At 65.8% G+C, this 20,753-nt stretch carries 18 protein-coding genes; 13 read left to right on the top strand and 5 right to left on the bottom strand.

Annotated elements, in window-relative coordinates; translation table 11 throughout:
- Position 1: 1 nt before the first annotated feature.
- Together gyrA and mtnA are read right to left on the bottom strand one after the other, a co-directional pair.
- Entirely contained in the window at positions 2-2,782 is a 2,781-nt protein-coding gene (gene gyrA, locus C167_RS0109175; protein WP_017517976.1) for a DNA gyrase subunit A, read from the bottom strand.
- A 233-nt stretch (positions 2,783-3,015) separates the two neighbouring features.
- Positions 3,016-4,092: an S-methyl-5-thioribose-1-phosphate isomerase gene (gene mtnA, locus C167_RS0109180; RefSeq protein WP_017517977.1), complete on the bottom strand. Its 1,077-nt coding sequence runs from the start codon at positions 4,090-4,092 to the stop codon at positions 3,016-3,018.
- A 152-nt stretch (positions 4,093-4,244) separates the two neighbouring features.
- On the opposite strand from mtnA, the gene C167_RS0109185 reads away from it, so the two are divergent.
- The 5 genes from C167_RS0109185 to C167_RS0109205 all read left to right on the top strand — a co-directional run bounded on the left by C167_RS0109185 (position 4,245) and on the right by C167_RS0109205 (position 9,246).
- Positions 4,245-5,570 (top strand): TRZ/ATZ family hydrolase, encoded by a 1,326-nt coding sequence (locus C167_RS0109185; protein ID WP_017517978.1) that lies wholly within the window; start codon positions 4,245-4,247, stop codon positions 5,568-5,570.
- Positions 5,571-5,884: 314 nt separating this feature from the next.
- Positions 5,885-6,583 (top strand): bifunctional 2-polyprenyl-6-hydroxyphenol methylase/3-demethylubiquinol 3-O-methyltransferase UbiG, encoded by a 699-nt coding sequence (gene ubiG / locus C167_RS0109190; RefSeq protein ID WP_017517979.1) that lies wholly within the window; start codon positions 5,885-5,887, stop codon positions 6,581-6,583.
- The gene (mupP, locus tag C167_RS0109195) at positions 6,580-7,257 is read left to right on the top strand and encodes an N-acetylmuramic acid 6-phosphate phosphatase MupP (protein ID WP_026078918.1); all 678 of its coding nucleotides are present in this window, start codon (positions 6,580-6,582) and stop codon (positions 7,255-7,257) included. Before ubiG ends, mupP begins: the two co-directional genes overlap by 4 nt.
- Positions 7,258-7,308: 51 nt before the next feature.
- On the top strand, positions 7,309-8,052 hold the full coding sequence (locus C167_RS0109200; RefSeq protein ID WP_017517981.1) for a YciK family oxidoreductase: 744 nt from the start codon (positions 7,309-7,311) through the stop codon (positions 8,050-8,052).
- 267 nt (positions 8,053-8,319) lie between these two features.
- Positions 8,320-9,246, top strand: coding sequence for a GGDEF domain-containing protein (locus tag C167_RS0109205; protein ID WP_026078919.1), 927 nt, complete (start codon positions 8,320-8,322; stop codon positions 9,244-9,246).
- Between the two features lie 250 nt (positions 9,247-9,496).
- Here C167_RS0109205 and rluB read toward each other — a convergent pair whose 3' ends face one another.
- Positions 9,497-10,861: a 23S rRNA pseudouridine(2605) synthase RluB gene (gene rluB, locus C167_RS0109210; RefSeq protein ID WP_017517983.1), complete on the bottom strand. Its 1,365-nt coding sequence runs from the start codon at positions 10,859-10,861 to the stop codon at positions 9,497-9,499.
- Between the two features lie 120 nt (positions 10,862-10,981).
- On the opposite strand from rluB, the gene C167_RS0109215 reads away from it, so the two are divergent.
- From C167_RS0109215 to C167_RS0109235, 4 genes are all read left to right on the top strand, one after another.
- On the top strand, positions 10,982-11,416 hold the full coding sequence (locus C167_RS0109215) for an NUDIX hydrolase (RefSeq protein WP_017517984.1): 435 nt from the start codon (positions 10,982-10,984) through the stop codon (positions 11,414-11,416).
- Between the two features lie 151 nt (positions 11,417-11,567).
- Positions 11,568-12,995, top strand: coding sequence for a cytochrome-c oxidase, cbb3-type subunit I (ccoN, locus tag C167_RS0109220; protein WP_017517985.1), 1,428 nt, complete (start codon positions 11,568-11,570; stop codon positions 12,993-12,995).
- Between the two features lies 1 nt (position 12,996).
- Positions 12,997-13,227: a hypothetical protein gene (locus tag C167_RS0109225; protein ID WP_017517986.1), complete on the top strand. Its 231-nt coding sequence runs from the start codon at positions 12,997-12,999 to the stop codon at positions 13,225-13,227.
- Positions 13,228-13,481: 254 nt separating this feature from the next.
- Complete coding sequence (locus C167_RS0109235; protein ID WP_017517988.1) at positions 13,482-13,748, top strand: DUF2790 domain-containing protein; 267 nt, start codon at positions 13,482-13,484, stop codon at positions 13,746-13,748.
- Between the two features lie 122 nt (positions 13,749-13,870).
- Here the strand turns inward: C167_RS0109235 and C167_RS0109240 are convergent, their stop codons facing one another.
- A complete protein-coding gene (locus tag C167_RS0109240) occupies positions 13,871-15,775 on the bottom strand; it encodes a potassium transporter Kup (protein WP_017517989.1) in 1,905 nt (634 codons plus the stop codon).
- A 244-nt stretch (positions 15,776-16,019) separates the two neighbouring features.
- Here C167_RS0109240 and rimO point away from each other — a divergent pair, with 244 nt between their 5' ends.
- From rimO to C167_RS0109255, 3 genes are read left to right on the top strand one after another with little or no spacing between them, the layout of a single operon-like run.
- A complete protein-coding gene (gene rimO, locus C167_RS0109245; protein WP_017517990.1) occupies positions 16,020-17,342 on the top strand; it encodes a 30S ribosomal protein S12 methylthiotransferase RimO in 1,323 nt (440 codons plus the stop codon).
- Positions 17,343-17,391: 49 nt separating this feature from the next.
- Positions 17,392-17,853 (top strand): DUF1456 family protein, encoded by a 462-nt coding sequence (locus tag C167_RS0109250; RefSeq protein ID WP_017517991.1) that lies wholly within the window; start codon positions 17,392-17,394, stop codon positions 17,851-17,853.
- 7 nt (positions 17,854-17,860) lie between these two features.
- Positions 17,861-18,229: a DUF2784 domain-containing protein gene (locus C167_RS0109255; RefSeq protein WP_017517992.1), complete on the top strand. Its 369-nt coding sequence runs from the start codon at positions 17,861-17,863 to the stop codon at positions 18,227-18,229.
- Here C167_RS0109255 and C167_RS32370 read toward each other — a convergent pair.
- Complete coding sequence (locus C167_RS32370; RefSeq protein ID WP_037006073.1) at positions 18,177-19,760, bottom strand: ArnT family glycosyltransferase; 1,584 nt, start codon at positions 19,758-19,760, stop codon at positions 18,177-18,179. The genes C167_RS0109255 and C167_RS32370 overlap by 53 nt on opposite strands.
- Positions 19,761-19,932: 172 nt before the next feature.
- On the opposite strand from C167_RS32370, the gene C167_RS0109265 reads away from it, so the two are divergent.
- On the top strand, positions 19,933-20,706 hold the full coding sequence (locus C167_RS0109265) for an SDR family oxidoreductase (protein WP_017517994.1): 774 nt from the start codon (positions 19,933-19,935) through the stop codon (positions 20,704-20,706).
- Positions 20,707-20,753: the final 47 nt, after the last annotated feature.

Genomic DNA, 20,753 nt, shown 5'->3' on the forward strand with positions numbered 1-20,753 from the left:
ATCAGTCTTCGCTGGCCTGCGGGGCTTCTTCAGCCGCAGCTTCGCCTGCTTCTGGGTTCTCGTCCGACACTTCGCCTTCGATGATCTCGCCGTCGATGACGTCGTCTTCGCCTTCCACCACGGTCGGCTCCTGCACCCGCTCCAGGCCCACGACGGTCTCGTCGGCGGCCAGCTTGATGAGGATCACGCCCTGGGTGTTACGGCCGGCGCCACGGACTTCGTCGACACGGGTACGAACCAGGGTGCCCTGGTCGGAAATCAGCATGATTTCCTCGCCGTCCAGCACCTGCACGGCGCCGACCAGGTTGCCGTTACGCTCGTTGATTACCATGGCGATCACGCCCTGGCCGCCACGACCGCGACGCGGGTAGTCGGCCAGCGGGGTGCGCTTGCCGTAGCCACGCTCGGAGGCGGTGAGGATCTGTGCCTCGCGGCACTCCGGGATCAGCATGGAGATGATGCGCTGGTCTTCGCCCAGGCGCATGCCGCGCACGCCACGGGCGTTACGGCCCATGATGCGTACCTTGCTTTCCTTGAAGCGGATCACCTTGCCGGCGTTGGAGAACATCATCACGTCCTTCGAACCGTCGGTGATGGCGGCGGCGATCAGCGAGTCGCCCTCTTCCAGCTTCAGGGCGATCAGGCCGTTGGAGCGCGGCTTGGTGAACTGGATCAGCGGGGTTTTCTTCACGGTGCCTTTCATGGTGGCCATGAAGATGTATGCGCCGGTCGGCTCGTCCTGGCTGAAGTCGGCGTCGTCGCCCTCTTCGGCTTCTTCGGCTTCCACCACTTCGGCGACCTGCTCGGCGACCACGTCATCGTCATCGGCTTCGTCACCGGCAAACTGGGCGCGCACGGCTTCCAGGTCGATCTGCAGCATCGCGGTGATGCGCTCGCCTTCGTCCAGCGGCAGCAGGTTCACCAACGGACGGCCGCGGGCGGTGCGGGAGGCCTCCGGGATCTCGAAGGTGCGCAGCCAGTAGACCTTGCCCTTGCTGGAGAACAGCAGCAGCGTGGCGTGGCTGTTGGCGACCAGCAGGTGTTCGATGTAGTCCTCGTCCTTCACGCCACTGGCGGACTTGCCCTTGCCGCCGCGACGCTGGGCCTCGTAGGCGGCCAGCGGCTGGGACTTGGCATAGCCGCCGTGGGAGATGGTCACCACGCGCTCTTCTTCGGTGATCAGGTCGGCGATGGTCAGGTCCATCTGCGACGCGACGATCTCGGTGCGGCGGGCATCGCCGAACTCGGCCTTGACCTTCTCCAGCTCCTCGCGGATGACTTCCATCAGGCGCTCGGGGTTGGTCAGGATGCGGATCAGCTCGCCGATCAGGGAAAGGATTTCCTGGTACTCGGACAGGAGCTTCTCGTGCTCCAGGCCGGTCAGGCGGTGCAGGCGCAGCTCCAGGATGGCCTGGGCCTGTTCCGGCGACAGGTAATACTTGCCCTCGCGCAGGCCGTACTGCGGGTCCAGGTCTTCCGGACGGCAGGAGTCGGCGCCGGCGCGCTCCACCATCGCCTCCACGGCGCTGGATTCCCAGGCGGTGGCGATCAGGCGTTCCTTGGCTTCGGCCGGGGTCGGCGAAGTCTTGATCAGCTCGATCACCGGGTCGATGTTCGACAGGGCGACGGCCTGGCCTTCGAGGATGTGGCCGCGCTCGCGGGCCTTGCGCAGCTCGTAGACGGTCCGGCGGGTCACCACTTCACGGCGGTGGCGGATGAACACCTCGAGCATGTCCTTGAGGTTCATCGTGCGCGGCTGGCCATCGACCAGGGCCACCACGTTGATGCCGAAGACGCTCTGCAGCTGGGTCTGGGCGTAGAGGTTGTTCAGCACGACCTCGCCCACTTCCCCGCGGCGCAGCTCGATGACTACACGCATGCCGTCCTTGTCGGACTCGTCGCGCAGCTCGGTGATGCCTTCGATCTTCTTCTCTTTCACCAGCTCGGCGATCTTCTCGATCAGGCGGGCCTTGTTCAACTGGTAGGGCAGCTCGGTGATGATGATCTGCTGGCGGTTGCCGCCCTTCTCCATGTCCTCGATGGTGGCGCGGGCACGGATATAGACGCGGCCACGGCCGGTGCGATAAGCCTCGATGATGCCCGCACGGCCGTTGATGATGCCCGCGGTCGGGAAGTCCGGGCCGGGGATGTACTGCATCAGGTCATCGATGGACAGCTCGGGGTTGTCCATCAGTGCCAGGCAGCCGTCGATCACCTCGGTGAGGTTGTGCGGCGGAATGTTGGTCGCCATGCCCACGGCGATACCGCTGGAGCCGTTGACCAGCAGGTTCGGGATCTTGGTCGGCATGACCGCCGGGATCTGCTCGGTGCCGTCATAGTTGGGCACCCAGTCGACGGTTTCCTTGTCCAGGTCCGCCAGCAGCTCATGGGCAAGCTTGGCCATGCGTACTTCGGTGTATCGCATGGCTGCGGCGTTGTCGCCGTCCACCGAACCGAAGTTGCCCTGGCCGTCGACCAGCATGTAGCGCAGCGAGAAGGGCTGGGCCATGCGGACGATGGTGTCGTACACCGCGGTGTCGCCGTGCGGGTGGTACTTACCGATCACGTCGCCGACCACACGGGCGGACTTCTTGTAGGGCTTGTTCCAGTCGTTGCCCAGTTCGCTCATGGCGTACAGGACGCGGCGATGCACGGGCTTCAAGCCGTCGCGCGCATCGGGCAGGGCACGACCGACGATCACGCTCATGGCGTAATCGAGGTAGGACTGTCGGAGTTCGTCTTCGATGTTGACCGGGAGGATTTCTTTGGCCAGTTCGCCCATGAGAAGCCTGGTTCCTTTTTCAAATGGGACTCCGCCAAGCCCGTCCTGAGCCCGGCGGAGCGCGGTGCGCCATCAAAGCGCCACCGACTCTCTACAAATCAACGACTTGGCCGCTGATCCGCGATGCTGTGGGGGGCGAAAAAAAGCCCCATCAAGAACCGTCGGAGCTTACCACAAGCCAGGGTCAAACCCTACCCTCGGCCAAGCCCCACGATGAATTGCCGCAGCCCTCGTCAGTGCAGGCGCTTGCGGCTCATCAGCTGCGCCATCCGCTCGATGTCCGGACGCTCGACGACACCCCGCTCGGTCACGATGGCATCGATCAGGTCCGCCGGAGTCACGTCGAATACCGGATTGAAGGCTTCGACGTCAGCGGCGATACGTTTGCCGCCGATGTCCAGAAGTTCGCGACCATCGCGCTCTTCGATCGGAATGTCCTCGCCACTTTCCAGGCCCATGTCGATGGTCGAACTGGGCGCCACCACCATGAAACGCACACCGTGGTGCATGGCGGTGACCGCCAGCTGGTAGGTGCCGATCTTGTTGGCCACGTCGCCATTGGCGGTGATGCGGTCGGCGCCGACTATGACCCAGGTGATGCTTTCGGTCTTCATCAGATGCGCGGCCGCCGCATCCACGTTCAGGGTGACCGGCACGCCTTCGTTGGCAAGCTCCCACGCAGTCAGGCGGGCGCCCTGCAGCCAGGGGCGGGTCTCGTCGGCGTAGACACGCTCGATCAGCCCCTCCAGGTGCGCCGCGCGCAGCACGCCCAGCGCGGTGCCGAAGCCGCCGGTGGCCAGGGCGCCGGTGTTGCAGTGGGTGAGGATCTTCTGCGGACCGCCGTGGTGCTTGCGGATCAGGTCCACGCCCAACTGGGCCATGGTCAGGTTCGCCTCGCGGTCGCTTTCATGGATCGCCACGGCCTCGGCTTCCAGCAGCGGCAGTGGGTCCTCGCCCGGCTTCAGGCGCTCCAGGCGGTCGCGCATGCGGTTCAGCGCCCAGAACAGGTTGACCGCCGTGGGACGCGATTCGGCGAGGACGGTGAAGTCCTCCTCCAGCGCCGCGCGCCAGTCGCCGCCGGCGGCCACACGGGCGCGCAGGCCCAGCACCAGGCCATAGGCGGCAGCGATGCCGATGGCCGGCGCGCCCCGCACCACCATCTGACGGATGGCGTCGGCGACGCCCTCGGCCGTCTCGTAGGACAGCCAGGTTTCCTCCAGCGGCAACAGGCGCTGGTCCAGCAGTCGGAGTGTGCCCTTGCGCCAATCAATGGCCGTGACCCGTTCGGCCGCCAACAGTCGCTCACGCATGGAACACCTCTTCATTTCAATGGAATCGCGGGCCGCTCCGGCGCCACGGAAATCGCCCCGGAAACACCGGGAAACGGCGGAGTATACCGAGCCTTAGGCCCCGGCGCTCGGCTATACTCGGCGCCTTTATCCACGCGCCCAGGATGCGCTTCATGCCGACCGAAAAAGTCCCGCTCGACCTGCTGCTCTTCCCCACCTGGATCGTCCCCGTGGAACCCGCCGGCATCGTCCTGCGCGATCACGGCCTGGGCATCCGCGACGGCCGCATCGCCCTGCTCGCGCCGCGCGCCGAGGCCCTGCGCCACCCGGCCGCGGAAACCCGCGAGCTGCCGGGCATGCTGCTCTCCCCCGGCCTGATCAACGCCCATGGGCACGCGGCGATGAGCCTGTTCCGCGGCCTGGCGGACGACCTGGCGCTGATGACCTGGCTGCAGGAGCACATCTGGCCGGCAGAAGCCAAGTGGGTCAGCGAGGACTTCGTCCGTGATGGCACGGAACTGGCCATCGCCGAGCAGCTCAAGGGCGGCATCACCTGTTTCTCGGACATGTACTTCTTCCCGCAGGTCGCCTGCGAGGCCGTGCACAAGGCCGGTGTGCGCGCGCAGATCAGTGTACCGGTGCTGGACTTCCCGGTACCCGGCGCCCGCGACGCCGACGACGCCATCCGCCAGGGCCTGGCGCTGCGCGACGACCTCAAGCACCACCCACGCATCAAGGTAGCCTTCGGCCCGCACGCGCCGTACACCGTCAGCGACGACAAGCTGGAGAACATCCTGATGCTCGCCGAGGAGTTGGACGCCGGCATTCATATGCACGTCCATGAGACTGCCTTCGAGGTCCAGCAGGCGCTGGAGAAGCACGGCGAACGCCCGCTGGCCCGCCTGCATCGCCTGGGCCTGCTCGGGCCGCGCTTCCAGGCCGTGCACATGACCCAGGTGAACGACGAAGACTTGGCCATGCTGGTGGAAACCAACAGCTCGGTGGTGCATTGCCCCGAATCCAACCTCAAGCTGGCCAGCGGTTTCTGCCCGGTGGAGCGGTTGTGGCAGGCCGGCGTCAATGTCGCCATCGGCACCGATGGCGCGGCCAGCAACAACGACCTGGACCTGCTCGGCGAAACCCGCACCGCCGCCCTCCTGGCCAAGGCCGTGGCCGGCCAGGCCACCGCGCTGGACGCCCACCGCGCCCTGCGCATGGCCACCCTGAACGGCGCCCGTGCGCTGGGCATTGAACAGGAAACCGGCAGCCTGGAACTGGGCAAGTCGGCCGACCTGACCGCGTTCGACCTCTCCGGGCTGGCACAACAGCCGGTGTACGAGCCGGTTTCCCAGCTGATCTACGCCAGCGGCCGCGACTGCGTGCGCCACGTGTGGGTTGGCGGCAAGCAACTGCTGGACGACGGCAGGCTCACTCGGCTGGACGAAGATCGCTTGATTGCTGTGGCGGGCGAATGGGGCAGGAAGATCGCCGGGGCCTGATCCCGCGTTTGCAAGTTCCCTCTCCCCAGCCCTCTCCCTGAAGGGAGAGGGGGCATTCCGAGCGGAGCGAAGGTGTCTGCGTTTCCAGGCACCACGGCATCAAGCGATGCGCCAGTATCAAAGCTCGCGCAGATCCAGTCCCCTCTCCCTTCGGAGCGGGGCGCGCAGCCAGGGTTAGGGAGAGGGAGGCCGTGGGCGCGGACACCGCCAGGAAACGGAAGCTGCGACAATCCGTCATGCAGCGCCCCATCCATTCCCCGAAGCTGGCATCATAGTCAGCCTTCGTTTCCAGCTTTTCGATCAATAGGGACACCATGAGCAACGTCGACCACGCCGAGATCGCCAAATTCGAGGCCCTCGCCCACCGCTGGTGGGACCGCGAAAGCGAGTTCAAGCCCCTGCACGACATCAACCCGTTGCGGGTCAACTGGATCGACGAGCGCGTCAGCCTCGCCGGCAAGAAGGTGCTCGACGTTGGCTGCGGCGGCGGCATCCTCAGCGAAGCCATGGCCCAGCGTGGCGCCACCGTCACCGGTATCGACATGGGCGAAGCCCCCCTGGCCGTCGCTCAGTTGCACCAGCTGGAGTCCGGTGTGCCGGTGGAATACCGTCGCATCACCGCCGAAGAGCTGGCCGAGGAGATGCCCGAGCAGTTCGACGTGGTGACCTGCCTGGAGATGCTCGAACACGTGCCGGACCCGGCCTCGGTCATCCGCGCCTGCTACAGGATGGTCAAGCCCGGCGGCCAGGTGTTCTTTTCCACCATCAACCGCAATCCGAAGGCCTATCTGTTCGCCATCGTCGGCGCGGAATACGTGATGCGCCTGCTGCCGCGCGGCACCCACGACTTCAAGAAGTTCATCCGCCCCTCCGAGCTGGGCGCCTGGTCGCGTGACGCCGGCCTTGCAGTCAAGGACATCATCGGCCTGACCTACAACCCGCTGACCAAGCACTACAAGCTGGCCAACGACGTCGACGTCAACTACATGATCCAGACCTTGCGCGAGGAGTGAATCGCATGCTCAGAGCGGTTCTCTTCGACATGGACGGCACGCTGCTCGACACCGCGCCGGACTTCATCGCCGTCTGCCAGGCGATGCTCAAGGCCCACGGCCGCGCGCCGATCGACGACCAGCGCATCCAGGACGTGGTCTCCGGTGGCGCCCGCGCCATGGTCGCCGCGGCCTTCGACATGGCCCCGGAAGCCCCTGGCTTCGAGACCCTGCGCCAGGAGTTCCTCGACCGCTACCAGGAGCATTGCGCCGTCTTCACCCGCCCCTACGACGGCATGATCGAACTGCTGGAGAACATCGAGCAGTCGCGCCTGATCTGGGGCGTGGTGACCAACAAGCCGGTGCGCTTCGCCGCGCCGATCATGCAGCAGTTGGGCCTGGCCGAGCGCTCGGCCGTGCTGGTCTGCCCGGATCACGTGAAGAACAGCAAGCCGGACCCGGAAATGCTCCTGCTGGCCTGCAGCCAGCTGAAGGTCGACCCGTCCGAAGTGCTGTTCATCGGTGACGACCTGCGCGACATCGAGTCGGGCCGCGCCGCCGGGACCAAGACCGCAGCCGTGCGCTACGGCTACATCCACCCGGACGACAACCCCGCGCACTGGGGCGCCGACGTGATAGTCGACGCTCCCCGCGACCTGCTCGCCGTCCTCGACCGCGCCCTCTGCTCCTGCTGAGCCCCATTTCCGGGAGCCCGTCTCGCTGGCGGGCTCCGCCAAGGAGAAACCATGTTCGACTATTCCGCCCGCCCCGACCTGCTCAAGGGCCGCGTGATCCTGGTAACCGGCGCCGGCCGCGGCATCGGCCGGGCCGCCGCGCTTGCCTACGCAGCCCACGGCGCCACCGTGCTGCTGCTGGGCAAGACGGAGGACTACCTCAACGAGGTCTATGACCTGATCGTCGCCGCCGGCCATCCCGAGCCGGTGGTGATTCCGCTGAACCTGGAAACCACCCTGCCGCACCAGTACGACGAGCTGGCAGCCATGATCGAGAAGGCGTTCGGCAAGCTCGACGGCCTGCTGCACAACGCCTCGATCCTCGGTCTGCGTTCGCCCATCGAGCAGATTTCTACCGACAACTTCACCCGCGTCATGCAGGTGAACGTCAACGCCATGTTCAGCCTCACCCATACTCTGCTGCCGCTGCTCAAGCTCTCCGAGGATGCCTCGGTAGTGTTCACCTCCAGCAGCGTCGGCCGTAAGGGCCGCGCCTACTGGGGCGCCTACGCGGTGTCGAAGTTCGCCACCGAAGGCCTGATGCAGGTGCTGGCGGACGAGTGCGAGGACATCACCCGCGTGCGCGCCAACAGCGTCAACCCCGGCGCCACCCGCACTGCCATGCGCGCCCACGCCTACCCGGGCGAGAACGCCTACAACAACCCGGCGCCCGAAGAGATCATGCCGGTCTACCTGTACCTGATGGGCCCGGACAGCAAGGGCGTCAACGGCCAGGCCTTCAACGCCCAGGACTGATTTCCACCGCGCGAACCGGTACTGACGTACCAGCGGCGTCGACGTGCAGCCCAGCAACGACGCCGCTTCCCGCCATTTTTCTGGCTCCGTCCCACTTACCTATCCGGCAAAGTGCCACTACTTCGCCAGACTTCTGGCGAAACCTTTCCGCCCTCGGGAACCCTGACCACCATCGGTCGGTCAATACGGCGTCTTTTCAGGCCTTTCCGTGCCCTGGCACGGAAATCGCTGAGTCCCTGCAAACGCCGTAAAAAAATGGTCACCGCCATGGTTCCTCCCAAGCAGTCCAACACCATCGATTTCGATGCTGCCAAGCTCCAGCGCGCCGCCAGCCAGGACTCCCGCACTTCTTCGCGGCGTCCGCTGGACCTGCTGGAGTTGCGCCAGCAGCTGAATCTGCAATTGCAGGTGAGCCTGGAGGCCGACCGCATCCTGGCGGTGTTCTTCCGCGAGATCCAGCAGCTGCTGCCGGTGGAATACCTGGCCTATTACCACGCCGGGGCCGACCTGCGCCTGGAGTTCGGCGAAGCCGGCAAGCACTGCGCCGACTACCGCCTGATCCACGCCGCCGAGTACCTCGGCGAAATCAGCTTCCGTCGCGCCCAGCGCTTCTCCGAGGCCGAACTGGCGCAGCTGGAATCGCTGATGGCCTGCCTGCTCTACCCGCTGCGCAACGCCCTGCTCTATCGCGCCGCCGTGCAGTCGGCATTGCGTGACGCGTTGACCGGCACCGGCAACCGCATCGCCATGGACCAGACCCTGAGCCGCGAGGTCGAGGTGGCGCGCCGCCATCTGCTGCCGCTGTCGATCCTCATGCTCGACCTGGACCACTTCAAGCGAATCAACGATGAGCACGGCCACAGCGTGGGCGACGATGCGCTGCGCGCCGTGGCCACGGCCCTGAAGAACAGCCTGCGCAATGTCGACATGGTGTTCCGCTTCGGCGGCGAGGAGTTCCTCGTGCTGCTCTCCAATACTCCCGGCGTCGCCGCCGTGCAGGTGGGCGAACGGCTTCGCACTGCCGTGGAGGAGCTGGACCTGGCCGCCAACGGCAAGCACTTGCCGCTGTCCATCAGCCTGGGCTGCGCGACGCTCAATGGCGGCGAGTCGGTGGATGACCTGCTGCGCCGCGCCGACAGTGCCCTGTACGAAGCCAAGCGCGACGGGCGCAACCGGCTGGCCTGCGCCAGCTGATTCGAAGGCTTTCCGCTCCCTGAGCTCACCAACGGACCACGGCGGAGCGCGCGCCATGGGCGCGATCGCGGGCATGGCCCGCTCCTACACGCGCTTGAACACCTGTAGGAGCGAGCTTGCTCGCGAACCCGCCTGATGTCGGAGCCGCCGGGATACTCGTTCGCGAGCAAGCTCGCTCCTACAAGGCCTCCGGCCAGCAAATCCCAGGCAATAAAAAAGGGCTCCGAGGAGCCCTTTTGACCGCTGTCGCTTAGCGCTTGAAGCCCGGACGCATGCCGTCACCGGCAGCCTGCGGACGACGCTTGGCGATCGGCTTGCGGGCGACCGGCTTGCCGGGGCGCTCGGCCAGCGGGGCGCCTTTCTCGCGCGCAGGACGGTCGCTCGGCGCCTTGCGCGGAGCACGGCCTTCGCCGGCATCGCTGCGTGGACCACGGGCCGGACGATCGGCACCGTCACGCGGAGCGCGAGCCGGACGATCACTACCGGTGTCGCGCGGCTTGCGCGGGGCGCGGCTGTCGGCCGAATCGCTGCGCGGGCCACGGGCCGGACGCTCACCACCGGCGTCACGCGGCTTGCGCGGGGCACGGCTGTCAGCGGAATCGCTGCGCGGGCCACGGGCCGGGCGCTCGTCGCTGTCACGCGGACCACGAGCGGGACGCTCGCCAGCCGCCGGACGCGGAGCACGCTGCGGACGTTCGCCTTCGGCGCGTTCGGTGCGGGTACGCGAGCCACGGCCCGGACGCTCGCTGGGCGCCAGCTTCTTGCCGAGCTTGCGCTCCTGGCGCTCGACCTTTTCCTTGGTCTTGGTGGAAACCGCCGGCAGGGCGACCGGAGTCAGGCCGACTTCCTCGCTGAGGATGTCCAACTCGCGCTGCCCCATCTCGCGGTAGCGGCCCATGGTCAGCTCGGAGGTCAGGAACACCGGTCCGAAGCGCACGCGCTTCAGGCGGCTGACCACCACGCCCTGGGACTCCCACAGGCGGCGGACTTCACGGTTACGGCCTTCCATCACCACCACGTGGTACCAGTGGTTGAAGCCTTCGCCACCCGGCGCTTCCTGGATGTCGCTGAACTTGGCCGGGCCGTCTTCGAGCATCACGCCGGCTTTCAGGCGCTCGATCATTTCCTCGTCGACTTCACCGCGCACGCGCACGGCGTACTCACGGTCCATCTCGTAGGAGGGGTGCATCAGGCGATTGGCCAGCTCACCGTCGGTGGTGAACATCAGCAGGCCGGTGGTGTTGATGTCCAGGCGACCGACGTTGATCCAGCGGCCGCTGCGCAGGCGCGGCAGGCGGTCGAACACGGTCGGACGGCCTTCCGGATCGTCGCGGGTGCAGACTTCGCCTTCAGGCTTGTTGTAGATCAGCACGCGACGGACGTGCTCTTCGATCTTCTCGCGCTTGAGCAGGCGGTCATCGACGGCGATGGCGTCGCGGTCGCCCACGCGCTGGCCGAGGGTCGCCACGGCGCCATTGACCTTGACGCGGCCTTCTTCGATCCAGGCCTCGACGTCGCGGCGCGAGCCGACGCCCATGCGGGCAAGGACTTTCTGCAGTTTCTCGCCGGCCGGGGCTGGGGTAAGTTCTTCGAGGTTTTCGTGCGTGTCGGTCATCTGGGCACCTCCCGGTGTGGCATGCAACGAATAAAAAGGTCGCGCATCATACGCGCTCGCGTGCGGTAAAGCACCGTCCGCAGTCGGGAAAGACTAGTCGAGTTACAGGGGAACGCGTCCATGCGGCACGAAGACGACTTCACTGGCGCCAAGCTTGCGCTGTTCCACGCCGGGCAACTGGTGGTCTACAAGCGCGACGACAAGCCGGGAATTCCCTACCCCGGCTGCTGGGACTTTCCCGGCGGCGGCCGCGAGCGCGGCGAGACACCGGCACAGTGCGCCTTGCGCGAGCTGGAGGAAGAATTCGCCCTGCGCCTGGACGAGCAGCGTATCGAGTGGCAGCGCCGCTATCCCGCGACCCACGGCCCTGCGCCCTGGGCGTGGTTCCTGGTGGCGCGCCTGGAGCAGGCCGAGTTCGATGCCATCCGTTTCGGCGACGAAGGCCAGTACTGGCGCCTGATGCGCGTCAGCGAATACCTCGCCCACGAGCAGGCGGTGGATTACCTGCAGGAACGCCTGCGGCATTTCCTCGCAGGGCGGCTGGACATCACCTGATTCCGCATCGTCGGCCGCTGATCCGTATTTGCGTGGTCTATCTGAATCTGTTTCCTGCCCGCGCTTTTTCCTAGATTGCCCGCTCACCGGAGCGCGCCGGCTTTGCCGTCCATGGCGCGCCCGGACGTTCTGTCACAAGCGGGAATCGAGCATGAACACGAAAAGCACGGAGCAGGCGTACAACTACAAGGTGGTCCGCCAGTTCGCCATCATGACGGTGGTCTGGGGCGTGGTCGGCATGGCCATGGGGGTGCTGATCGCCTCCCAACTGGTCTGGCCGCAACTGAACCTGGACCTGCCATGGACCAGTTTCGGGCGCCTGCGCCCGCTGCACACCAGCCTGGTGATCTTCGCCTTCGGCGGCTGTGCGCTGTTCGCCACCAGCTACTACACGGTGCAGCGCACCTGCCAGACGCGGCTGTTCTCGGATAGCCTCGCAGCCTTCACCTTCTGGGGCTGGCAGGCGCTGATCCTGACCATGATGGTCACGCTGCCACTGGGCTACACGACGACCAAGGAATACGCCGAGATCGAATTCACCGGCGCGGTGTGGATGGCCATCGTCTGGGTCGCCTACGCGGTGGTGTTCTTCGGTACGCTGATGAAGCGCAGGACCTCGCACATCTACGTGGGCAACTGGTTCTTCGCCGCGTTCATCCTGGTCACCGCGATGCTGCACATCGTCAACCACCTGTCGATTCCGGTGGACTGGTTCAAGTCCTACCCGGTGTACTCCGGCGCCACCGACGCCATGGTGCAATGGTGGTACGGGCACAACGCGGTGGGCTTCTTCCTCACCACCGGCTTCCTCGGGATGATGTACTACTTCGTGCCCAAGCAGGCCGGGCGCCCGGTGTATTCCTACCGGCTGTCCATCGTCCACTTCTGGGCACTGATCACCCTGTACATCTGGGCCGGCCCGCACCACCTGCATTACACCGCCCTGCCCGACTGGGCGCAGTCGCTGGGCATGGTGATGTCGCTGATCCTCCTGGCGCCGAGCTGGGGCGGCATGATCAACGGCATGATGACCCTGTCGGGCGCCTGGCATAAGTTGCGTACCGACCCGATCCTGCGCTTCCTCGTGGTCTCCCTGGCGTTCTACGGCATGTCGACCTTCGAAGGCCCGATGATGGCGATCAAGACCGTCAACGCCCTGTCTCACTACACTGACTGGACCATCGGCCACGTCCATGCCGGCGCGCTGGGCTGGGTGGCGATGATTTCCATCGGCTCGCTCTATCACCTGATCCCCAAGGTCTTCGGTCGCGAACAGATGCACAGCATCGGCCTGATCAACGCACACTTCTGGCTGGCCACCATCGGCACGGTCCTCTACATCGCCTCGATGTGGGTCAACGGCATCACACAGGGCCTGATGTGGCGGGCGGTGAACGCCGACGGCACGCTCACCTATTCCTTCGTCGAAGCGCTGCAGGCCAGCCATCCCGGCTTCGTGGTGCGCATGACGGGCGGGCTGATGTTCCTCAGCGGCATGCTGTTGATGGCCTGGAATACCTGGATAACGGTGCGCCAGGCGCGTCCCGAGGCGATGCGCGTCGCCGAGCGGATGGCCTGAGATGACACTCTGGCTGGGGCTGGTCGGCCTGCTGGCGCTGTACTTCGGCGTCGGCTGGTGCCTGCAGGCGCATCGCGGGCGCGGCATCGAGGAAGCCAGCATGCTGCCCTTCGCCGATGACGAGGAAGTCGCCCGGCGCATGGAGCAGGCCACCGGGCGCAGCCGCACCGGCTGCGTCTGCCCAGGTCCCTGCCAGGGCGACTGCGAGCACTGGCGCGACTGGCAGCCCTAGCGCGCCATTTCACGCAGAGGCCTGCGTCAGAGCGCCGCATCACCTCCATCAATTTTCATTAGCAAGCACATCAATTTCCCGGCGGGCAGCCCGAGGAGGAATATCACTCCCGTGCCCCGCCACCTGATGGACGCCTGAAGCATCGTCCCCTGTCCTGTCTGGACCCCAGGACAGACATCATCGATGCCAGTGCTCCCCGGTGGGGCTTTCAAACCCATTCAAGGGCCAAAGGCCCTTCACCGAGGAAATACAGAATGAAGCTTGCCTCTGTCGTGTCGGCTGTCATCTCCAGCCTCGCCCCGATGGCTTTTGCCCAGGACGCAATCAAGAACCCCGGCGCCGACCTGCCGGCCACCGAATACCACTACGGCATGGCCCTGGACGTCGACAAGGTCCTGCACCGCACCGACAACTCCGGCAAGGTCGGCATCGTGCCGGCTTACATGGTCTACCAGGATCACAACGGCGAGACCCACAAGGTCCGCTTCCTCGAATGGGGCGGCAGCACCAGCCAGGGCTGAACCGCGAAGCACATCGTCCTCCAGCCGTCTTGGCCAACCCCGCGAGCCAGTGGTGGCGGTTGGAGGGCGATCCTAGAAAGAAAAGGCGCGCCCATTGGCGCGCCTTTTCATGCAACGGAAACTCAGATCTCCACCTGTGTTCCCAGTTCGATCACCCGGTTCAACGGCAGGTTGAAGTAGCGCAGGTTGCCGTTGGCATTCTTCAGCAGGAAAGCGAACAGCGCCTCGCGCCAGCGCGCCATGCCGATCAGCTTGGACGGGATCACCGTCTCGCGGCTGAGGAAATAGGTGGTGCGCATCGGGCTGAAATCCAGCTCATTGAGGTGGCACAGCTTGAGCGCCTGCGGGATGTCCGGGTCCTCCATGAAGCCGAAGTGAAGCACCACGCGGAAGAAGCCCTCGCCGTAGGCATCCACCTCGAAGCGGCGGTCCGGCGCCACACGCGGACTGTCTTCGTTGACCACGGTAAGCAGCACCACCTGCTCATGCAGCACCTGGTTGTGCAGCAGGTTATGTAACAGCGCATGGGGCACGGCGTCGGTGCGGGCGGTGAGGAACACGGCAGTGCCCTGCACGCGGTGCGGCGGCTGCGAGCGAATGCTGGAGATGAACAGCGGCAACGGGAGCGAGCCCTCGTCCAGGCGATCCACCAGCAGTTGGCGGCCACGCTTCCAGGTGGTCATCAGGATGAACAGGCCGATGCCGGCGATCACCGGGAAGGCACCACCCTGGACGACCTTGGGCAGGTTCGCAGCGAAGAACAGGCTGTCCACCAGCAGCATCATCAGGAAGAACGGAATGGCCAGCCACAGCGGCCACTTCCACAGCAGCCAGACCACCACCCCCATCAGCAGGGTCGTCATCAGCATGGTCCCGGTCACCGCAACGCCGTAGGCCGAGGCCAGGGCGGCGGAGGATTCGAAGCCCAGCACCAGCAGGACCACGCCGACCATCAGCGCCCAGTTCACCATGCCGATGTAGATCTGCCCCTGTTCGTGGCTGGAGGTGTGCTGGATCACCATGCGCGGCACGAAGCCGAGCTGGATGGCCTGGCGGGTCAGCGAGAACGCACCGGATATTACCGCCTGCGAGGCAATCACCGTGGCCGCGGTGGACAGCGCCACCATCGGCACCAGCGCCCAGCCCGGCGCGGTGAGGTAGAAGGGGTTACGCGCAGCTTCCGGGTTGACCAGGATGGTTGCGCCCTGGCCGAAGTAGTTCAGCACCAGCGCCGGCAGCACCAGGGCGAACCAGGCGCGGGCGATGGGCTTGCGGCCGAAGTGCCCCATGTCCGCGTACAGCGCTTCGGCACCGGTCAGCGCCAGCACAGTGGCGCCGAGAATGGCCACACCGATACCGGGATGGGACACGAAGAAGTTGAACGCCCAGCCCGGGTTCATCGCCCTCAACACTTCCGGCTGCTGCGACACGCCATAGGCGCCCAGCGCCGCCAGCGCCACGAACCAGGCCACCATCACAGGGCCGAAGAGAATGCCGATGCGCGCGGTGCCGTGCTTCTGGATCAGGAACAGGCCGACCAGCACGATCAGCGACAGCGGCACCACCCAGCGCTCCAGACCGTCGAAGGCGATTTCCAGGCCCTCGATGGCCGAAAGCACCGAGATCGCCGGAGTGATCATGCTGTCGCCATAGAAGAGCGCTGCACCGATCAGGCCGGCGATCACCACCATCGCCTGCAACCGGTGCTTCCCGGCGGCGGCGCGACGGGCCAGCGCCGACAACGCCATCACGCCGCCCTCGCCCTGGTTGTCGGCGCGCAGGACGAAGATCACGTACTTGATCGACACCACCCAGATCAGCGACCAGAAGATCAGCGAAAGCACCCCGAGCACGCCGTCGTGGTTGGCCTGTACGCCATACCCGCCGATGAAGACTTCCTTGAGGGTGTACAGCGGGCTGGTGCCGATATCGCCGTAGCAGACGCCCACGGCGCCGACCATCAGGCCGATCGCGGAGCTCGAATGGGGCTGCTCATGCTCTACGGTGCCGGCGCTTGCATCGGACATGTAACAAAATTCCTCAAAAAAATTCGGCGCATCCTGCTCCGACCCTTTCGTCGATGCAAGAGCCGGGTATGTAGGTTCTGAATGACTATAGAGCCTGTTGCCCGGAATTACCGGGCGGACGGGGCTGTCCGGCGACCTGCGACAGCTTGTCCCAGAGAGGCTGGTCAAGTGCGCGGGACGCCGCTAGAATTGCGCACTTTTTGATCAGAGGCGCCGCCAGCGCGCCCTTCGAGGTTAGCCGCACATGTCCACCGCCACACCCAAAGTCGGATTCGTCTCGCTCGGATGCCCGAAAGCGACCGTCGACTCCGAACGCATCCTCACCCAGCTGCGCATGGAAGGGTACGAAATCGTTCCCACCTACCAGGACGCAGACGTGGTGGTGGTGAACACCTGCGGCTTCATCGACAGCGCCAAGGCCGAATCCCTGGACGCCATCGGCGAAGCCATCGCCGAGAACGGCAAGGTGATCGTCACCGGCTGCATGGGCGTCGCCGAAGACAGCATCCGTGACGTGCACCCCAGCGTGCTGGCCGTCACCGGCCCGCAGCAGTACGAGCAGGTGGTCAATGCTGTCCACGAAGTGATCCCGCCCAAGGCCGAGCACAACCCGCTGATCGACCTGGTACCGCCGCAAGGCATCAAGCTGACCCCGCGCCACTACGCCTACCTGAAGATTTCCGAAGGCTGCAACCACAGCTGCAGCTTCTGCATCATCCCGTCCATGCGCGGCAAGCTGGTCAGCCGCCCGGTGGGCGATGTGCTCAGCGAGGCCCAGCGCCTGGTGAAGGCCGGCGTGAAGGAACTGCTGGTCATCTCCCAGGACACCAGCGCCTACGGCGTGGACCTGAAATACAAGCTGGACTTCTGGGACGGCCAGCCGGTGAAGACCCGCATGCTGGAACTGTGCGAGGCGCTCTCCTCCATGGGCGTGTGGGTGCGCCTGCACTACGTCTACCCGTACCCCAACGTCGACGACGTGATCCCGCTGATGGCCGAGGGCAAGCTGCTGCCTTACCTGGACATCCCCTTCCAGCACGCCAGCCCGAAAGTGCTGAAGTCCATGAAGCGCCCTGCCTTCGAGGACAAGACCCTGGCGCGCATCAAGAAGTGGCGCGAGATCTGCCCCGAGCTGACCATCCGCTCCACCTTCATCGTCGGCTTCCCCGGCGAGACCGAGGAAGACTTCCAGTACCTGCTCGACTGGCTCACCGAAGCCCAGCTCGACCGCGTCGGCTGCTTCCAGTACTCCCCGGTGGAAGGCGCGCCGGCCAACGACCTGGGCCTGGACGTGGTGCCGGACGATGTGAAGCAGGACCGCTGGGAACGCTTCATGGCGCACCAGCAGGCGATCTCCGCCGCACGCCTGCAGCTGAAGATCGGCAAGGAAATCGACGTGCTGATCGACGAAGTGGATGACGAAGGCGCGGTCGGCCGCTCCTACGCCGACGCCCCGGAAATCGACGGCGCCGTGTACGTCGACAGCTTCGACGTGAAGCCGGGCGGCCAGGTGCGCGTGCGCATCACCGACGCCGACGAGTACGACCTCTGGGCCGAACTGGTCTGATCCGCAAGAGCCCCGCCGATGCGGGGCTCTTCATTTGGATGGAAAGCACATGACCAACAACGACGTACTGCGCAGCCTGCGCTACCTGCTGGACATCCGCGACGCCCAGGTGGCCGAGATCACCGCGCTGGCCGGCTTCAATGTCAGCGCCGAGGAAATCGGCGCCTACCTCGCCCGCGACGACGAGCCGGACTTCAAGCCGTGCAGCGACCGCGTGCTGGCGCACTTCCTCGACGGCCTGATCGTGCATCGCCGGGGCCGCGACGAATCGCGCCCGCTGCCGCCGGTGGAACTGCCGCTGACCAACAACATCACCCTGAAGAAGCTGCGCGTCGCCTTCGAACTGCGCGACGACGACATCCTCGCCATCCTCGACAGCGTCGGCTTCATCGTCACCAAGACCGAACTGGGCGCGCTGTTCCGCAAGCCCGGCCACAACAACTACCGGCCCTGCGGCGACCAGCTGCTGCGCAATTTCCTCAAGGGTCTGACCCAGCGCCAGCAGCGCTGAGACCGTCGTGCTTTACCGCCTGGCCGCCGACGCCGTCGTCCTGCTGCACCTGGGGTTCATCCTCTTCGTGCTGCTTGGCGGCGTTCTGCTGCTGCGCTGGCCGCGCCTGGCCTGGCTGCACGTGCCAGCAGCGGCCTGGGGCATGGCGGTGGAGTTCCTCCACCTCTACTGCCCGCTCACCCCGCTGGAAAACCACTTCCGCGCCCTGGCCGGCGACCACGGCTATGACGGCGGCTTCATCGAGCACTACCTGATCCCGCTGATCTACCCAGCCGGCCTGACCGAGGCGACCCAGGTCGTCCTCGGCCTCGTGGTGGTAGCGGTCAATCTGCCGCCGTACCTGCTTCTGCTGCACCGGGCGTTGCGTTCGCGCTGAGCGGCTTGCCTACGGGCAAGTAGGCCAGGCTCGCCTCCTGATTCTTCGAGTGCCCCAGGCGCTGGCCATTGTTGGGCTTCGACTCGATCAGCCGGTGATCCGCCGTCAGCCAGTTCAGCGGCTGCTCTGCTTGGTGCGTGACCTGGGAAAGGATCAGGGTACGCGCCGGGTCCCATTCCTCACCGGTACTCTGGCGCAGCCAGGCAAACAGCGCGGCGCTGTCGCCCTGTGGGTAACCGGAGTGGACATAGAGGAACGGATGCGCCTGCCGTTCGCCGTGCTGCTCCAGGTACATCGGCAGACGCGCATCATCATCCCCGAGGATCAATACCCGCCACTGCGACCAGGGCGCGGTCTGCTCCGCTGCGGCGCGCACCTCTTTGGCGAAGACGGGAATCCCGCCGCCACCATTGCTCCACGGATAAGCGATGCCCACCACCAGCAGCATCAACACCGCCCCCGCTCCCACCGCCCGCGGCCAGGCGCGTCCCAGCCCTGCGAGCCCACGCTCATGTCGGGATTCGACCACCCACCAGGCCGCCAGCAACTGGGCAAACGGCACCAGTGGCAACACGTAATAGCTGCGCCGGCCACCGCTGGCGGTGAAGAACGCGAACAGCAGCACCAGCGCCCAGACCAGCCAGCGCGCATTGGGCTCCAATTGCTTCCAGCGGCGCACCGCGAACCACAGGCCAAGCACCCACAGCGGTGCCCAGGGCAACGTGTAGGCCGGCAGGTACAGCAAATAGGTATAGATCGGCCCCTCATGGTCGAAGGGCTGGAAGAAGCGCACCACGTTTTCGCGGAACACCAGCGCCAGGCCGCTCTCGCCATAGCTGGGCTGGCCGTAGAAGTGCGACAGCACGAAGGGAATCGCGTACACGCCGCCGGCCACCACCAGCGCCGCCACCCATCGCAGGTTCAAGTGCCGGCGCCAGCGCCCCTCGCCGAGCAGGTGCGGCAGAAGCACCAGCCCCGGCAGGACGAAACCGATCAACCCCTTGCACAGCGAGGTCAGCGACAGGATCACAAAGAACCCCAGGTAGCCGGAAAATCGCGTGTCATCCGGGTCACGCCAGTACCAGGCCAGCGCCGACAGTACGCCGAACACCGTGAGCATGTCCGCCGTCGCCACCCGCGCCCAGAACAGGAAGTAGAAGGTGGTCGCCAGCAACCAGCCGGCCAGCACTCCGGTGCCCTTGCGCAGCAGGCGCTCGCCCAGCCACCAGGTCAGCCAGACGCTGCCCAGCCCGGCCAGCACGGTGCTCAGGCGCAGCGTCCAGTGATTCAGGCCGAACAGACTGGCCGGCGCGGTGATCAGCCAGTAGGACAGCAGTGGCTTGTCGTAGTACGGCTCGCCACGCAGATAGGGATCGAAGTAGTCGCCCGACTGCAGCATCTGCAACGAAATATCTGCCCAGCGCACCTCCGGCCCCCAGACCTCGCGCGCCCACAGCCCGCACAGCAAAAGCAACGCCGTGGCGCCGAGCAGCAGCGCCAACGCCTTCCGATCACGACTCCAGTCCTGCATCACCTGCCCTCGGCTGACCCAATGTGCGCGGGACACTAGGGGAACTCCGGTTATGCGAAGGTTAAGGAACTGCCGGAATTTCGTAATACGCCTTCATTTGCCAACTCGATAGTGCTCGGAGCGCCACGGCGATGTCGCTAGGGTGAGGCGAAAACCCAGCCAGGAGAGGCTCATGCATCCGTACTTTTCCCTCGCAGGCAAGACCGCGCTGGTCACCGGCGGCACCCGTGGCATCGGCCGGATGATCGCCCAGGGCCTGCTCGAAGCCGGCGCGAAAGTCATCATCTGTGCCCGCGATGGCGCTGCCTGTGCCGACACCGCCGCCGAACTGTCGCAGTACGGCGAATGCATCGGCCTGCCGGCCAACCTCGCCACCGAGGAAGGCGCCCGCGTGCTGGCCGCCGACCTCGCCGAACGCCTGGACCACCTCGACATTCTGGTGAACAACGCCGGCACCACCTGGGGTGCACCGCTGGAAAGCTACCCGGCCTCGGGCTGGGAGAAAGTCATGCAGCTCAACGTCACGGCCGTGTTCAGCTGCATCCAGCAATTGTTGCCGCTGCTGAAGAAGGCCGGCAGCGCGCACAGCCCGGCGCGGGTGATCAACATCGGCTCGGTGGCCGGCGTCACCTCCCACGGCGAGAACGCCTACGCCTATGGCCCGAGCAAAGCCGCGCTGCACCAGCTGTCACGCATGCTCGCCCGCGAACTGGTCAAGGACCACATCAACGTCAACGTCATCGCCCCCGGCCGCTTCCCCAGCAAGATGACCCGCCACATCGCCAACGACGAACAGGCCATGGCCGAGGACACCGCCGTCATCCCCATGGGCCGCTGGGGGCGCGAGGAAGAGATGTCCGCCCTGGCGATCAGCCTGGCGAGCACCGCCGGCGCCTACATGACCGGCAACATCATCCCCATCGACGGCGGCTTCCACCTCGGCTGAGCCCCGCTATCAGGGGAATCGGGTACCATGGCGGCCCTTGCAACAGC

This window comes from Pseudomonas nitroreducens TX1 (genome assembly GCF_000313755.1).
GTDB classification, from domain to species: Bacteria; Pseudomonadota; Gammaproteobacteria; order Pseudomonadales; family Pseudomonadaceae; genus Pseudomonas; species Pseudomonas nitroreducens_A.

Excerpts from the sequence above, each read along its gene's own strand:
- ccoN (WP_017517985.1), top strand. The coding sequence starts at position 11,568 with ATGAACACGAAAAGCACGGAGCAGGCGTACAACTACAAGGTGGTCCGC.
- C167_RS32370 (WP_037006073.1), bottom strand. The coding sequence starts at position 19,760 with ATGCAGGACTGGAGTCGTGATCGGAAGGCGTTGGCGCTGCTGCTCGGC.
- C167_RS0109205 (WP_026078919.1), top strand. The coding sequence starts at position 8,320 with ATGGTTCCTCCCAAGCAGTCCAACACCATCGATTTCGATGCTGCCAAG.
- C167_RS0109215 (WP_017517984.1), top strand. The coding sequence starts at position 10,982 with ATGCGGCACGAAGACGACTTCACTGGCGCCAAGCTTGCGCTGTTCCAC.
- C167_RS0109200 (WP_017517981.1), top strand. The coding sequence starts at position 7,309 with ATGTTCGACTATTCCGCCCGCCCCGACCTGCTCAAGGGCCGCGTGATC.
- C167_RS0109265 (WP_017517994.1), top strand. The coding sequence starts at position 19,933 with ATGCATCCGTACTTTTCCCTCGCAGGCAAGACCGCGCTGGTCACCGGC.
- C167_RS0109250 (WP_017517991.1), top strand. The coding sequence starts at position 17,392 with ATGACCAACAACGACGTACTGCGCAGCCTGCGCTACCTGCTGGACATC.
- rluB (WP_017517983.1), bottom strand. The coding sequence starts at position 10,861 with ATGACCGACACGCACGAAAACCTCGAAGAACTTACCCCAGCCCCGGCC.
- gyrA (WP_017517976.1), bottom strand. The coding sequence starts at position 2,782 with ATGGGCGAACTGGCCAAAGAAATCCTCCCGGTCAACATCGAAGACGAA.
- C167_RS0109225 (WP_017517986.1), top strand. The coding sequence starts at position 12,997 with ATGACACTCTGGCTGGGGCTGGTCGGCCTGCTGGCGCTGTACTTCGGC.
- C167_RS0109240 (WP_017517989.1), bottom strand. The coding sequence starts at position 15,775 with ATGTCCGATGCAAGCGCCGGCACCGTAGAGCATGAGCAGCCCCATTCG.
- C167_RS0109235 (WP_017517988.1), top strand. The coding sequence starts at position 13,482 with ATGAAGCTTGCCTCTGTCGTGTCGGCTGTCATCTCCAGCCTCGCCCCG.
- rimO (WP_017517990.1), top strand. The coding sequence starts at position 16,020 with ATGTCCACCGCCACACCCAAAGTCGGATTCGTCTCGCTCGGATGCCCG.
- C167_RS0109185 (WP_017517978.1), top strand. The coding sequence starts at position 4,245 with ATGCCGACCGAAAAAGTCCCGCTCGACCTGCTGCTCTTCCCCACCTGG.
- mtnA (WP_017517977.1), bottom strand. The coding sequence starts at position 4,092 with ATGCGTGAGCGACTGTTGGCGGCCGAACGGGTCACGGCCATTGATTGG.
- ubiG (WP_017517979.1), top strand. The coding sequence starts at position 5,885 with ATGAGCAACGTCGACCACGCCGAGATCGCCAAATTCGAGGCCCTCGCC.